15 protein-coding genes are annotated in these 13,041 nt (G+C 73.2%); 9 read left to right on the top strand and 6 right to left on the bottom strand.

Features of this window, described 5'->3' with window-relative positions:
- The first annotated feature begins 60 nt into the window (after positions 1-60).
- The gene (locus ACY0MR_RS13435; RefSeq protein ID WP_473560875.1) at positions 61-810 is read left to right on the top strand and encodes an LOG family protein; all 750 of its coding nucleotides are present in this window, start codon (positions 61-63) and stop codon (positions 808-810) included.
- 63 nt (positions 811-873) lie between these two features.
- Here the strand turns inward: ACY0MR_RS13435 and folP are convergent, their stop codons facing one another.
- Positions 874-1,734: a dihydropteroate synthase gene (gene folP, locus ACY0MR_RS13430; RefSeq protein WP_388793217.1), complete on the bottom strand. Its 861-nt coding sequence runs from the start codon at positions 1,732-1,734 to the stop codon at positions 874-876.
- A 112-nt stretch (positions 1,735-1,846) separates the two neighbouring features.
- Between folP and ACY0MR_RS13425 the strand changes: the two genes are divergently transcribed.
- Positions 1,847-2,173: a hypothetical protein gene (locus ACY0MR_RS13425; protein WP_388793219.1), complete on the top strand. Its 327-nt coding sequence runs from the start codon at positions 1,847-1,849 to the stop codon at positions 2,171-2,173.
- On the top strand, positions 2,170-2,757 hold the full coding sequence (locus ACY0MR_RS13420) for a DNA-3-methyladenine glycosylase I (protein WP_473560873.1): 588 nt from the start codon (positions 2,170-2,172) through the stop codon (positions 2,755-2,757). Before ACY0MR_RS13425 ends, ACY0MR_RS13420 begins: the two co-directional genes overlap by 4 nt.
- A gap of 66 nt (positions 2,758-2,823) precedes the next feature.
- Here ACY0MR_RS13420 and chcB read toward each other — a convergent pair whose 3' ends face one another.
- On the bottom strand, positions 2,824-3,627 hold the full coding sequence (gene chcB / locus ACY0MR_RS13415) for a 2-cyclohexenylcarbonyl CoA isomerase (protein ID WP_361859802.1): 804 nt from the start codon (positions 3,625-3,627) through the stop codon (positions 2,824-2,826).
- A gap of 312 nt (positions 3,628-3,939) precedes the next feature.
- On the opposite strand from chcB, the gene ACY0MR_RS13410 reads away from it, so the two are divergent.
- Positions 3,940-4,107 (top strand): DUF3117 domain-containing protein, encoded by a 168-nt coding sequence (locus ACY0MR_RS13410; protein WP_009997451.1) that lies wholly within the window; start codon positions 3,940-3,942, stop codon positions 4,105-4,107.
- A 114-nt stretch (positions 4,108-4,221) separates the two neighbouring features.
- Here ACY0MR_RS13410 and ACY0MR_RS13405 read toward each other — a convergent pair whose 3' ends face one another.
- Positions 4,222-4,887, bottom strand: a complete 666-nt coding sequence (locus ACY0MR_RS13405) for an O-methyltransferase (RefSeq protein ID WP_073912004.1) — start codon at positions 4,885-4,887, stop codon at positions 4,222-4,224.
- 141 nt (positions 4,888-5,028) lie between these two features.
- On the opposite strand from ACY0MR_RS13405, the gene sigE reads away from it, so the two are divergent.
- From sigE to ACY0MR_RS13380, 5 genes are all read left to right on the top strand, one after another.
- Positions 5,029-5,787, top strand: a complete 759-nt coding sequence (sigE, locus tag ACY0MR_RS13400) for an RNA polymerase sigma factor SigE (RefSeq protein WP_073912007.1) — start codon at positions 5,029-5,031, stop codon at positions 5,785-5,787.
- Positions 5,784-6,719: an anti-sigma factor family protein gene (locus ACY0MR_RS13395; RefSeq protein ID WP_404079129.1), complete on the top strand. Its 936-nt coding sequence runs from the start codon at positions 5,784-5,786 to the stop codon at positions 6,717-6,719. Before sigE ends, ACY0MR_RS13395 begins: the two co-directional genes overlap by 4 nt.
- Positions 6,720-6,797: 78 nt before the next feature.
- Positions 6,798-8,621 (top strand): S1C family serine protease, encoded by a 1,824-nt coding sequence (locus tag ACY0MR_RS13390; RefSeq protein ID WP_473560868.1) that lies wholly within the window; start codon positions 6,798-6,800, stop codon positions 8,619-8,621.
- Positions 8,622-8,712: 91 nt separating this feature from the next.
- Positions 8,713-9,177 (top strand): sec-independent translocase, encoded by a 465-nt coding sequence (locus tag ACY0MR_RS13385; RefSeq protein WP_388793228.1) that lies wholly within the window; start codon positions 8,713-8,715, stop codon positions 9,175-9,177.
- Positions 9,178-9,251: 74 nt separating this feature from the next.
- Positions 9,252-9,878 carry a hypothetical protein gene (locus tag ACY0MR_RS13380; protein ID WP_473560866.1) on the top strand — a complete coding sequence of 209 codons (627 nt, stop codon included), beginning with the start codon at positions 9,252-9,254 and terminating at the stop codon, positions 9,876-9,878.
- Positions 9,879-9,926: 48 nt separating this feature from the next.
- Here ACY0MR_RS13380 and ACY0MR_RS13375 read toward each other — a convergent pair whose 3' ends face one another.
- Genes ACY0MR_RS13375 through ACY0MR_RS13365 form a run of 3 tightly spaced genes read right to left on the bottom strand, consistent with a single transcriptional unit; the run spans position 9,927 to position 12,947 of the window.
- Positions 9,927-11,060, bottom strand: a complete 1,134-nt coding sequence (locus ACY0MR_RS13375) for an Mrp/NBP35 family ATP-binding protein (RefSeq protein WP_361859276.1) — start codon at positions 11,058-11,060, stop codon at positions 9,927-9,929.
- 44 nt (positions 11,061-11,104) lie between these two features.
- The gene (locus tag ACY0MR_RS13370; protein WP_388793230.1) at positions 11,105-11,674 is read right to left on the bottom strand and encodes a DUF1003 domain-containing protein; all 570 of its coding nucleotides are present in this window, start codon (positions 11,672-11,674) and stop codon (positions 11,105-11,107) included.
- A complete protein-coding gene (locus ACY0MR_RS13365) occupies positions 11,664-12,947 on the bottom strand; it encodes a magnesium transporter MgtE N-terminal domain-containing protein (protein ID WP_388793231.1) in 1,284 nt (427 codons plus the stop codon). Before ACY0MR_RS13365 ends, ACY0MR_RS13370 begins: the two co-directional genes overlap by 11 nt.
- Positions 12,948-13,041 lie beyond the last annotated feature (94 nt).

The raw sequence follows: 13,041 nt of genomic DNA, 5'->3' as shown, positions 1-13,041 counted from the left end.
CCTCTGTGGTCCTACTCTGACCGGACCAGAAGATCGTTGGATCGACGGAGGGAGCAGGCCATGGGGATCCCCGACGGGGAGACGAAGCCGGAGGAGCAGCGGCTCGGGCCGGTGCTCAGGCGGAGGGACCAGGTCCAGCCGGGCACCACGGACCAGCGGCTGCTCGACACCGAGGGCGACTCGGAATGGGTGCACACCGACCCCTGGCGCGTCATGCGCATCCAGTCCGAGTTCGTCGAGGGCTTCGGCGCCCTCGCCGAACTGCCGAGCGCGATCAGCGTCTTCGGCTCGGCCCGCACGAAGCCGGACTCGCCGGAGTACGAGGCGGGCGTCCGTCTCGGCAGGGCGCTCGTGGAGGCCGGGTTCGCGGTCATCACGGGCGGCGGCCCCGGCGCCATGGAGGCGGCCAACAAGGGGGCCCGGGAGGCCAAGGGCGTCTCGGTGGGCCTGGGCATCGAGCTCCCCTTCGAGCAGGGACTCAACCCGCACGTCGACATCGGCGTGAACTTCCGCTACTTCTTCGTGCGGAAGACGATGTTCGTGAAGTACGCCCAGGGGTTCGTCGTCCTGCCCGGCGGACTCGGCACCCTCGACGAGCTCTTCGAGGCGCTGACCCTGGTCCAGACCCGCAAGGTCACCCGCTTCCCGATCGTCCTGTTCGGCACGGAGTACTGGAAGGGCCTCGTGGACTGGCTCCGCGACTCGGTCGTCGCGGGCGGCAAGGCCTCGGAGCGGGACCTGCTCCTCGTCCACGTCACGGACGACGTGGACGAGGCGGTGGCGCTGGTCACGAAGGAGACGGGCAAGTAGCGGTCCGCGGGGCGGGGGGCGACGGCCGCCTCCGTCACCACCCCGCCCCGCGCGGACCGAGCCCTACGCCAGCCCCCGGCGGGCCACCGCCGGTGCCCGGTGCCCGGCGATGGACGCCACCATGTCGAGCACCTGCCGCGTCTCGGCGACCTCGTGCACGCGGTACACCTGCGCCCCCAGCCAGGCGGACACGGCGGTGGTCGCCAGGGTCCCGAGGACCCGCTCCTTCACCGGCCGGTCGAGCGTCTCGCCCACGAAGTCCTTGTTGGACAGGGAGACGAGGACCGGCCACCCGGTCTCCGCCATCTCGCCGAGGCGCCGGGTCGCCTCCAGGCTGTGCCGGGTGTTCTTCCCGAAGTCGTGCCCCGGGTCGATCATGATCCCGTCCCGCCGGACCCCGAGCGCGACCGCCCGCTCCGCCAGGCCCACGGTCACGCGCAGGATGTCGGCCATGACGTCCTCGTACACGACGCGGTGCGGCCGCGTCCGCGGCTCCGCGCCGCCCGCGTGCGTGCAGACGAGGCCCGCGCCGTACTTCGCGGCGACCGCGGCGAGTTCCGGGTCGACCCCGCCCCACGCGTCGTTCAGGACGTCCGCGCCGGCCTCGCAGACCGCGGCGCCGACGTCCGCCCGCCAGGTGTCCACGCTGATGACGACCTCGGGATGGCGCCTGCGGACCTCCGCGACGAAGCCGACCGTGCGGCGCGCCTCCTCCTCGGCCGTGACCTCCTCACCGGGGCCCGCCTTCACCCCGCCGATGTCGATGATCGCGGCCCCGTCGGCCACGGCCTGCTCGACGCGGGCGAGCGCCGGCTCGTCCCGGAAGGTGGCGCCCTGGTCGTAGAACGAGTCCGGGGTCCGGTTCACGATCGCCATGATCACCGGCTCGTGCGGCCCGAATTCACGCCGTCCCAAGCGCAGCATCCCTTTTGTCCTCCCTCGCGGCCCGTCGCCCGCCTCGTCTGCGACCCTAGCCGCCGGTGGCGCATGGCACGATCGGCACGGGACGTTTTCCACTCCGGGGAGAGGCACGCAGGTGTTCTGGTTTCTGCTCATCACGATGGTCGTGGTCGTGGCCGCGGTGACCCTGGCCGTGGTCGGCGGCGGCGACAGCGAGGTGCTGCCCGACGTGGCGCCCGAGGAGCTCGTCGATCCCCTCCCGGCGGCCCGCCCGGTCGACCGCGCGGACGTCGAGGCGCTCCGCCTCCCCGTCGCGGTCCGCGGCTACCGGATGGCCGACGTGGACGACGTGCTGGTCCGCCTCGGCGCCGAGCTGGCCGAGCGGGACGCCCGGATCTCGGAGCTGGAGGAGGCGCTCGCGGGAGCGGCCGCCGCCGGCGACGGCGAGGATGGTCGGGCGTGACGGCCGGCGGGCCGGTGGCGGGACCGGACGGACGGCTGCGCTGTCCCTGGGGCCTGTCGACCGAGGACTACGTGGCGTACCACGACGAGGAGTGGGGCCGCCCGGTCCACGGCGACGACGCGCTGTTCGAGCGGCTCTGCCTGGAGGCCTTCCAGTCGGGCCTGTCGTGGATCACGATCCTGCGCCGCCGCGAGGGCTTCCGGGCGGCGTTCGCCGGATTCCGGATCGCCTCGGTGGCCGGCTTCGGCGAGGCCGACCGCGAACGGCTCCTGCTGGACGAGGGCATCATCCGGAACCGGGCCAAGATCGACGCGACCCTCGCCAACGCGAGGCTGCTGGCCGACTGGCCGCCCGGCGCACTCGACGAGCTGATCTGGTCCCACGCCCCCGACCCGGCGACCCGCCCCGCGCCGCGGGTGTTCGCGGACGTCCCGGCGGTGACCGACGAGTCCACGGCCCTCTCGAAGGCCCTCAAGAAGCGCGGCCTCCGCTTCATCGGCCCGACCACGGCCTACGCGCTGATGCAGGCGTGCGGCCTGGTCGACGACCACCTGGAGGGCTGCCTGGCCCGGGGCGGCCGCTAGGGCGCGAGCGGTGGGCGGGTCCCGCGGACACGCCCACCCGCCCGTACGAACGGGATTCCGGTCCCGTCACCGGCCCAGGTAGGTCGGCTTCTCCTTGGCGATGAAGGCGCGGACCGCGATCGTGTGGTCCTCGGAGGCGCCCGCGAGGCTCTGGAGCTCCTCCTCCTTGTCCAGTGCCTCGGACAGGGAGTGGTCGGCGCCGTAGGCGAGGGACTCCTTCAGGGCCGCGTACGCCACCGTCGGACCCTCGGCCAGCCGACGGGCCACCTTCTCCGCCTCGGCGGCGAGGTCGGCCGCCGGCACCAGCCGGTTCACGATGCCGAGGTCGTACGCCTCCTGCGCGGTGATCGACCGCGGGAAGAGCAGCAGGTCGGCGGCGCGGCTCGGGCCGATCAGGCGGGGGAGCGTCCAGGACATGCCCGAGTCGGCGGTCAGGGCGACCCCCGCGAAGGACGTGTTGAAGGAGGCGGTGTCGGCCACCACCCGGTAGTCCGCCGCCAGCGCGAAGCCGAAGCCGGCCCCGGCCGCCACGCCGTTCACGGCCGCCACGACCGGCTTCCGCATGCCCGCGAGGGCCCGGGTGATGGGGTTGTAGTGGTCGCGGACCGTGGTCATGGTCTCGCGGGTGCCGTTCTCGTGGTCCGCCATCAGCAGGCCCACGTGCTCCTTGAGGTCCTGGCCGACGCAGAACGCCCGCTCGCCCGCCGCGGTGAGCAGCACCGCCCGGACGGCGGGGTCCGACGCGGCCGTCTCGGCGGCGTCCCGGAGGGCCACTTTCGCCGCCACGTTCATCGCGTTCATGGCCTCGGGCCGGTTGAGCGTGATGGTGGCGAGCCCGTCGCTCACCTCGTAGAGCACCGTGTCGGCCATGGGGTTCCCTTCGCCTCTTCGCGTGGTTGACCTGCACAGCATGGCGGACATCACCCGCCCCGCCCATGTGAGCTGCGTCAAAGAATCAACGGGCCGGGCCGGACTCCGAGCGGCGCAGTATCGCAGGCCGATCGCCGAAATGTGGGGTTTTGAGAGAGCGCGTTGCGCAAGCGATGCCATTCGATGTTGGTCATCGGGTCCTGCCATGCGGGATAATGACCTGGAAGCAATGTGTTCGAAGCCGGTGACGCGTGCTCCAGGTCATGGAGCTGCCCGGCTGACAAAGAGCTGGTTTCAGGAAGGGGAACAAGCATGGCGGCCATGAAGCCGCGGACGGGTGACGGCCCGCTCGAGGTGACCAAGGAGGGGCGGGGCATCGTCATGCGCGTTCCGCTCGAAGGCGGCGGTCGGCTGGTCGTCGAACTGACCCCCGACGAGGCCGAGGCGCTGGGCGACGCACTGAAGAAGGTCGTCGGCTGACTCTCCCTCGCATCCTGACCACCGCCCCGGTACGGCTCCGCCCGTACCGGGGCGGTGGTGTGTACGGGGCGGTCCGCGGCCGGCCCGGGACCGCGTCCCCGCCGGGCGGGCGGCTCAGCCGCGGCGGACCGCACAGAGCAGGCCGTCGCCCACCGGCAGCAGCGAGGGGATGAGCTCCTGGCTCTCCCGGACCGTGCGCAGCAGCTCGCGGACCCGCTGGACCTCGGCCGGCTGGGCCCCGGAATCGACCGTGCGGCCGTCCGCGAAGACGCCCTCGAAGCAGACGAGCCCGCCAGGTCGCAGCAGGCGCAACGATTCAGCGAGGTAGTCCAGGTACTCGAGCCGGTCGCCGTCGCAGAACACCAGGTCGTACCCGCCGTCCGCCAGGCGCGGCAGGACGTCCAGGGCCCGGCCGGGGATGAAGCGGGCCCGGTTCCCCGCGAAGCCCGCCGCGCGGAACGCCGTCTTGGCGAGCTGCTGCCGCTCCGGCTGGAGGTCCACCGTGGTCAGGACGCCGTCCGGCCGCATCCCCAGCAGCAGGTAGATGCCCGACACACCGGTCCCCGTGCCGATCTCCGCCACCGCCTTCGCGTCCGCCGTGGCGGCGAGCAGGCGGAGCGCCCCGCCGGTGCCCGGGGACACCGACGGCAGCCCTGCCTCCCGGGCCCGCTCGCGGGCCCAGCGCAGAGCTTCGTCCTCGGCGACGAAGGCGTCGGCGAACGACCAGCTCGTCTGCCGGTTGGCGGTAATGGCCCTCTCCTGTCCCCGTAGTTGACGCAACGGTGACTGTATCCGCTGTCAGCGGGAACCCGCAGATGGGACCGGGCGTTCACCAGGGGAAGGACGCGCAGGAGGAAGCCGGGGGACCCGGCTCCAAATTCGCGTAAAGATTCTTATCCGGAGCTAACGGGCGAGGTGGCTATGGTAGGGGCTCCACTGGACACCACCAGAGCCGACAGGGGAGGTGCGGCTGCGCCTGTGGATCGGGGAGGAGTGCTTCGGCGTCTTCTCAGGTCGGCGGGTGAGCCGAAATCCGTGACCGACACCGCTGACCGAATCCGCACCGCCGACTCCGCTCCCACCACCGCGACCTTCGCATCGGATGCGGAATCGCAGGCGTGGACTCCGCCCACCTGGGAGGAGATCGTCAGCACGCACAGCGGCCGCGTGTACCGCCTCGCCTACCGGCTGACCGGCAACCAGCACGACGCCGAGGACCTGACGCAGGAGGTCTTCGTCCGCGTCTTCCGCTCGCTGTCGACGTACACGCCGGGCACCTTCGAGGGCTGGCTCCACCGCATCACCACCAACCTCTTCCTCGACATGGTGCGCCGCAAGCAGCGCATCCGCTTCGACGCGCTCGCCGACGACGCCGCCGAGCGGCTGCCCAGCCGCGAGCCCTCCCCGCAGCAGGTGTTCAACGACACCCACTTCGACGCCGACGTGCAGCAGGCCCTCGACACCCTCGCGCCCGAGTTCCGCGCCGCGGTCGTCCTCTGCGACATCGAAGGACTGTCGTACGAGGAGATCGCCGCGACCCTCGGCGTCAAGCTCGGCACCGTCCGCAGCCGCATCCACCGCGGCCGCTCCCACCTGCGCAAGGCCCTCAAGCACCGCTCGCCCGAAGCACGGGCGGAGCGTGCCCTGGCCTCCGTCGGATGGGAGGCGGGCACAGCGTGAGCGGCACAGCTCCCTCCTCTCCCACCCCCGCGGAACACCACCTCGGGGACCGGCTGGCCGCGCTCGTCGACGGCGAACTCGGCCACGACGCCCGCGAGCGGGTCCTCGCCCACCTCGCGACCTGCGCCCGCTGCAAGTCGGAGGCCGACGCGCAGCGCACCCTCAAGAGCGTCTTCGCCTCGGCGGCCCCGCCGCCGCCCTCGGAAGGGTTCCTCGCCCGGCTCCAGGGACTGCCCGGGGGCCCCGGTGAGCCCGGCGGACCGCGCGGCCCCCTCGAAGAGCTCCTCGGCGCGGGCGGCGTGCGCTCCGACGGCTTCGCCACGGCCGCCGTCGTCACCCCGCACCCCGCACACCCCGGCCCGCAGACCGGCTTCCGCATCCACGAGGTCGGCGACCGCGCCGGATCCTCCTGGCGCGGCCGGCGCTTCGCCTTCGCGGCGGCCAGCGCCGTCTCCTTCGCGGCCATCGCCCTCGGCGGCACCCTGCCGCTGGAGGCCTCGGTGAACGCGAGCGCGCGCGGCGGCCAGGGCACCGGCACGGCGGTCACCCCGCTGCGCACCACCGCCACCGGCCCCGGCGGCGGCACCGCCCTCGGACGGGGCAACCGCTCCGGCGAGCGCGGCGCCCAGTCCGTCGACGGGCACGTGCTTCCCGGCGCTCCGCTGACCCCCGGCATCCCGGCCGCCCTCCCGCACGGACCGGTGTCGCCGCTCGGTCCCGGCACGGTGCCGGCCGGCGCCGTCCCGCCGGACGCGGTGCGCTCCCCGGCGATGCCCCTGGTGGCGGTACGGTTCCGGGAGCCGGGCACGCCGTCGCTGCTGGCCCTCTCGCCGTTCGTACGACCGACGGCTCCGGCACTCCGGCTGGCCCTCGGCCCCGCGCCCGCTCCGGCGCCCGGTCCGACGACCGCGCCGCTCGGCTCCCACCGCTGACCCGCGACCTGGTTGAATCCAGGGACAGGGACGCCCGCCCAAGGGGGCGCGGACGGGTCAGCGGGTTGCGGGGAGAGCATGGAGAACGGGAAGCCGAACTGGTGGAGCCGGCCGTCGAGCGCACCGGAGGCGGCACGGATACCCACGCCGCCTCCGACGGGCGACCGCGCGGAGGACGCCACCGGCACGCAGGACACCGACGGCGACTTTCCGCTGCCCGCGCCGCAGCCGCCGACCGAGGCGCCCGCGGCCACCGGCACCGCGGCGGCCGACGTGACGGATCCGGCGGCCCGCACCGGGGCCCCGGACCTGCCGGAGACCGCCGACGCGCCGGCCGGGGCGGCGCCGGGGGAGAGCGCCGCCGACGCGCCGGCCGTCCGGATGACCAAGGGCGAGACCCCCGCGGACGCGGCCCCGACCGAGACCCTTCCGGTCGCCGGGACCCCCGCGGACGCGGCCCCCACCGAGACGCTCCCGGTCGCCGCGGCCCCCGCGGACGACGCACCGCGGTCCGCCCGGCCCGCGCCGGCGCCCCTCCACGCGCCCGACGAGTACCGGACGCCGCCCTACGGCGAGCCCGGACCCTGGGCGCCCGCGCCGCCCGTACAGCGCCACCCGGCGCCCGTACCGCCGTCGCAGGGCCACGTACCCCCCGCGCCGCCGCACCACGGACCCCCGCACCCCGCGCCGGGCGCCGCCGTGCCGCCGCCGGCCGGTGCGCCCTGGGGGCAGTACGACCCCTGGACGGCCGGCGGCGCCGGGCTCCCGCCGCTGCCCCCGAGGAAGTCCCGCAAGGGGCTCGCCCTGGCCGGCGCCCTCGTCCTCGCGCTCGTCACCGGAGTCATCGGCGGCGGCATCGGCGCGTACGTCGAGCGGAACGGCGGGATCACCACCGTCGAGCTGCCGCAGGCGGCGGGAGGCGACACCGACCGCGCCCCGGACAGCGTGGCCGGGATCGCGGCCGGCGCCCTGCCCGGCGTCGTCACCCTGCACGTGAAGGGCGGCGGTTCGTCCGGCACCGGCACCGGCTTCGTGCTCGACACCAAGGGCCACATCCTCACCAACAACCACGTCGTGGACGGCGCCGAGTCCTCCCGGGACATCTCGGTGACCTTCTCCAGCGGCGAGACCGCCCGTGCCAGGGTCGTCGGCAAGGACACCGGCTACGACCTCGCGGTCGTCCAGGTCACCGGGGTCTCCGGCCTCAAGCCGCTGCCCCTGGGGAACTCCGAGGACGTCCGCGTCGGCGACCCCGTCGTCGCCATCGGCGCCCCGTTCGACCTCTCCAACACGGTCACCTCCGGCATCATCAGCGCCAAGGAGCGCCCGATCACCGCCGGCGGCGAGAAGGGCGACGGCAGCGACATCAGCTACGTCGACGCCCTGCAGACCGATGCCCCCATCAACCCCGGCAACTCCGGCGGCCCCCTCCTGGACTCCAAGGGTCGGGTCATCGGCATCAACAGCGCCATCCGCGCCGCCGGCGGCTCGGGCGACGGGGAGGGCGACGGCGCCTCCCAGCCGGGCTCCATCGGCCTCGGGTTCGCCATCCCGATCAACCAGGGCAAGCGGGTCGCCGAGGAACTCATCAACACCGGCAAGGCCACCCACCCCGTCATCGGTGTGAGCCTCGACATGCAGTTCAACGGCGACGGCGCCCGGGTCGGCGAGAAGGGCAAGGACGGCTCCGCCTCCGTCACGCCCGGCGGGCCCGCCGCGACCGCCGGGCTCCGCCCAGGCGACGTCATCACCAAGGTCGACGGCCAGCGCGTGCACAACGGCGAGGAGCTGATCGTGAAGATCCGCGCCCACCGCCCCGGCGACCGGCTGGAGCTCACCCTGACCCGCGGTGGCAAAGAGCTGACAAAGACGTTGACCCTCGGCTCGTCCCAGGGCACGTGAGCGCCATGTGGCGGACACCGGGAGGTACCCGTCCGGCAGTTTGGGCGGGTACCGTGGACCGGGCCCTTGACCGGCATGAAGGAGCTACCAGGTGTTCAGCGACATAGGCGCACTCGAGCTGGTGACGCTCGTCGTCCTCGCCGTGCTCGTCTTCGGGCCGGACAAGCTCCCGAAGGTCATCCAGGACGTCTCGCGCTTCATCAAGAAGGTCCGGGACTTCTCGGACAGCGCGAAGGAGGACATCCGGAGCGAGCTGGGGCCGGACTTCAAGGACTTCGAGTTCGAGGACCTCAACCCGAAGACGTTCCTCCGCAAGCAGATGGACCAGAACGAGGACCTCCGGGAGCTCAAGGAGCTGCGCGGCAGCTTCGACCTCAAGAAGGAGATGAACGACGTCGCCGACGCGGTCCACGGCCGCGAGCCGCAGACCTCGGCCGTCAACGGCTCGGCCGCGGCCGGCGCCGTGACCTCCGCCAACGGCACCCCGGACCTGCTGAAGAAGCAGGACAAGCCGGGCACCGACGAGCGTCCTCCGTACGACTCCGACGCGACCTGACGACGGGCTGTCACCGACCCGACGCGTCCTGGTGGCTATCCTCCCTCTGTTGACGGAACGAGGAGGCGGCCGAAATGGAGACCACGAGTCGGGTGGAGGGCGTGCCCCTGGCCCGGCGGACCGCCGAGGGGTATCTGCGGGCACCCTTCCCCTGGTACGGCCTCGACGAGGCGTTCACCGGGCCGCGCTGGCTGATGCAGGTGGGGACGGCGGCGGACGGCAGCGTGCAGCACGGCTCGACCGGGCACGGGGAGACGCCGTCGATAAAGACCGACGCGAGCGCAGCGGAGAAGGAGCGGTTCGCCGTCGTCGTGACGGTGGCCGCGAGCCCGGTCCGGCGGACCGGTGACGGCACGGGCGTCCTCGACGCCACCACCGTGTCCTCGGCGGCCTGGCTGGCCGGCTCGGGCCTGCTGGTGCACACCTGGCCCCCCTCGCTGGACCACGCGACGCGGGACAACTGGCTGGACCAGCAGACCGAGACGGCCTTCGAGCTGGCCGACGACCTCGGCGGGGCGGAGTGGACGACGCTCTCGCTCCCGGTGGACGGGGTGCCGGTGCCGTTCCACTACCGCGAGTCGGAGTTCGGCTGGGTCCTCGCGGGCTCCGCGGGCGAGGTGCACATCGGCGCCTACGGGCGCGGGATGAGCGCGTACGGGCTGGGCTTCGCCCAGATCAAGGACCTCGACGCGTACGCCTGACGGCACGACGAAGGGCGCCCTCCCCGGGAGGGCGCCCTTCGTCGCGTCTCAGAACTTGTTGCGCGGCGTGATGCCGAGGCTCATGCCGGAGAGGCCGCGCTGGCGGCCGCCGAGCTTGCCGGCGATCGCGCGGAGCGCCGCGCCGGCCGGCGAGTCCGGGTCGGACAGGACCACGGGCCTGCCCTCGTCGCCGCCCTCGCGGAGCCGTACGTCGATCGGGATCGAGCCGAGCACCGGGACCGTCGCCCCCGTGGTCTGCGTCAGACCGTCGGCGACCCGCTGGCCGCCGCCCGTGCCGAACACGTCGACCATCTCGTCGCAGTGCGGACACGGCAGGCCCGCCATGTTCTCGACCACGCCGACGATCTTCTGGTGGGTCTGGACGGCGATGGAGCCGGCCCGCTCGGCGACCTCGGCCGCCGCCTGCTGCGGGGTCGTGACGACCAGGATCTCCGCGTTCGGGACCAGCTGCGCGACCGAGATCGCGATGTCGCCGGTGCCCGGGGGCAGGTCGAGCAGGAGGACGTCCAGGTCGCCCCAGTACACGTCCGCGAGGAACTGCTGGAGCGCGCGGTGCAGCATCGGGCCGCGCCACACCACCGGCGCGTTGCCCGGGGTGAACATGCCGATGGAGATGACCTTCACGCCGTTCGCCGACGGCGGCATGATCATGTTCTCGACCTGGGTCGGACGGCCGTCCGCGCCCAGCATGCGCGGCACGCTGTGGCCGTAGATGTCGGCGTCGACGACGCCGACCTTCAGCCCGTCGGCGGCCATCGCCGCGGCCAGGTTCACGGTGACGGAGGACTTGCCGACGCCGCCCTTGCCGGAGGCGACCGCGTACACCCGGGTCAGCGAGCCGGGCTTCGCGAACGGCACCTCGCGCTCGGCGCCCGTGCCGCGCAGCGCCGCGGCCAGCTCCTTGCGCTGCTCGTCGCTCATCACGTCCAGCGCGACGTCGACCGCGGTGACGCCCTCGACGCCGGCGACGGCGTCGGTCACCCGCTGGGTGATGGTCTCGCGCATCGGGCAGCCGGAGACGGTCAGGTAGACCGTGACGGCGACCTTGCCGTCCGGTTCGATCTCCACCGACTTGACCATGCCGAGCTCAGTGATCGGTTTGTTGATCTCGGGGTCGTTCACCGTCGCCAGTGCTTCGAGCACCGCGTCTTCCATAGCCATACCGACGATGGTACGGCGCCGACCACCGGCCCATGAAAGGCCTGTCAACGGTCGGGTACGTCACTTCCCCGGGGATCCGCCGGCGGGAATAGATCCCGGCGCTCCTCCAGCTCCCTGATCAGGTCCTGGAGTTCCGAGCGGATCCAGTCGCGGGTGGCCACCTCGCCGAGGCCCATCCGCAGCGCCGCGATCTCCCGGGTGAGGTACTCGGTGTCCGCGATCGACCGCTCGTTCTGCTTCCGGTCCTGTTCGAGGTTGACCCGGTCGCGGTCGTCCTGCCGGTTCTGGGCGAGCAGGATCAGCGGCGCCGCGTACGAGGCCTGGAGCGACAGCGCCAGCGTCAGGAAGATGAAGGGGTACTCGTCGAACTTGAGCGCCCCCGGCGCGAAGATGTTCCAGACGACCCAGACGATGATCGTCAGGGTCATCCAGACGAGGAACCGCCCGGTCCCCAGGAAGCGGGCGATCCGCTCCGAGAGCCGCCCGAACGCCTCGGGGTCGTACTCCGGCAGCAGCTTGGCCCGCCGCTCGCGCGGCAGGTCGAGCCGGATGCGGGGACCCGGCCGCTCGCGCTCCCGGTCCCGCTCGCGGTCCTGCGTGCGCTCAGCCGCCATGCCCGGCCCCCTCCTGGTGGAACTCGGTCTCGCGCCAGTCGTCCGGCAGCAGGTGGTCGAGCACGTCGTCGACGGTGACCGCCCCGAGCAGCGACCCGCTCTCGTCGACCACGGGCGCCGCGACCATGTTGTACGCGGCGAGGTAGCTGGTGACGGCCGGCAGCGGGGTGTCCGGGCCGAGCGGCGGCAGGTCGCTGTCCACGATCGAGCTGACCAGGGTGAACGGCGGATCGCGCAGCAGCCGCTGGAAGTGCACCGTGCCCAGGTACTTCCCCGTCGGCGTCTCGTCCGGCGGCCGGCACACGTACACCTGCGCGGCGAGCGCCGGCGACAGGTCCTGCTGCCGCACCCGGGCCAGCGCGTCCGCGACCGTGGCGTCCGGCCGCAGCACGATCGGCTCGGTCGTCATCAGACCGCCGGCCGTGCGCTCCTCGTACGCCAAGAGGCGGCGCACGTCGGCCGCGTCGTCGGGCCGCATCAGGGTGAGCAGCCGCTCCTTGTCCTCCTCGGGCAGCTCGGACAGCAGGTCGGCCGCGTCGTCCGGGTCCATCGCCTCCAGGACGTCGGCCGCCCGCTCCTCCTTCAGCTTGCCGAGGATCTCGATCTGGTCGTCCTCCGGCAGCTCCTCCAGGACGTCGGCCAGCCGGTCGTCGTCGAGGGCGGCGGCGACCTCCGCGCGCCGCTTGGGCGGGAGGTGGTGCAGGGCGTTGGCGAGGTCGGCGGGCCGCAGTTTCTCGAAGGTGGCGACCAGGTTCTCGGCGCCCTGCCCGTGCTCCTCCAGGGAGAAGCCGGTGACGCCCGACCACTCGACGGTCAGTGTCTCGCCCCGGCGGCTCAGCACCCCGCCCTTGCCCTTGCGGACGAAGACCTTGTCGATCTCCCAGTCGCGGCGGGCGGGCAGCTGCTGGATGGCGACGTCGAGGACGGTGACCTCCTCGCCCTCCTGCCCGCCGGGCCCCACGAGCCGGACGCGCCGGTCGAGGAGCTCGCCGAGGACGAGGCGCTCGGTGGGGCGCGGTTCGAAGCGTCGCATGTTGACCACACCGGTCGTGATGACCTGGCCGGACTCCACGCCCGTGATCCGGGTCATCGGCACGAACACCCGGCGCCGGCTGAGGACCTCCACGACCATGCCGAGCAGTCGCGGCGGCCTGCGGCCGACGCGCAGCATCGCCACCAGGTCGCTGACCCGGCCGACCTGGTCGCCGACGGGGTCGAAGACCGGGACCCCGGCGAGATGGGAGACGAAGATCCGGGGGGCGCCTGCCGCCATGCCACGCGCCTCCTCGGTGTCGCACGATTCGAGTCATTGCAGAGCTTTGCCGGGTTCAGGCTAGCCCGTGCCGTTCCGCACCGCCCCGGCAGCG

It is taken from the genome of Streptomyces sp. JN8, from assembly GCF_055808075.1.
The sequence above is the reverse complement of the archived record's forward strand: the minus strand, read 5'-3'. Positions and strand labels throughout refer to the sequence as shown.

Bases quoted from the DNA above. Each gene is read 5' to 3' on its own strand.
- ACY0MR_RS13370 (WP_388793230.1), bottom strand. From the start codon at position 11,674: ATGGCGGCTGAGCGCACGCAGGACCGCGAGCGGGACCGGGAGCGCGAG.
- chcB (WP_361859802.1), bottom strand. From the start codon at position 3,627: ATGGCCGACACGGTGCTCTACGAGGTGAGCGACGGGCTCGCCACCATC.
- ACY0MR_RS13365 (WP_388793231.1), bottom strand. From the start codon at position 12,947: ATGGCGGCAGGCGCCCCCCGGATCTTCGTCTCCCATCTCGCCGGGGTC.
- ACY0MR_RS13390 (WP_473560868.1), top strand. From the start codon at position 6,798: ATGGAGAACGGGAAGCCGAACTGGTGGAGCCGGCCGTCGAGCGCACCG.
- folP (WP_388793217.1), bottom strand. From the start codon at position 1,734: ATGCTGCGCTTGGGACGGCGTGAATTCGGGCCGCACGAGCCGGTGATC.
- ACY0MR_RS13410 (WP_009997451.1), top strand. From the start codon at position 3,940: ATGGCGGCCATGAAGCCGCGGACGGGTGACGGCCCGCTCGAGGTGACC.
- sigE (WP_073912007.1), top strand. From the start codon at position 5,029: ATGGTAGGGGCTCCACTGGACACCACCAGAGCCGACAGGGGAGGTGCG.
- ACY0MR_RS13435 (WP_473560875.1), top strand. From the start codon at position 61: ATGGGGATCCCCGACGGGGAGACGAAGCCGGAGGAGCAGCGGCTCGGG.
- ACY0MR_RS13375 (WP_361859276.1), bottom strand. From the start codon at position 11,060: ATGGCTATGGAAGACGCGGTGCTCGAAGCACTGGCGACGGTGAACGAC.
- ACY0MR_RS13380 (WP_473560866.1), top strand. From the start codon at position 9,252: ATGGAGACCACGAGTCGGGTGGAGGGCGTGCCCCTGGCCCGGCGGACC.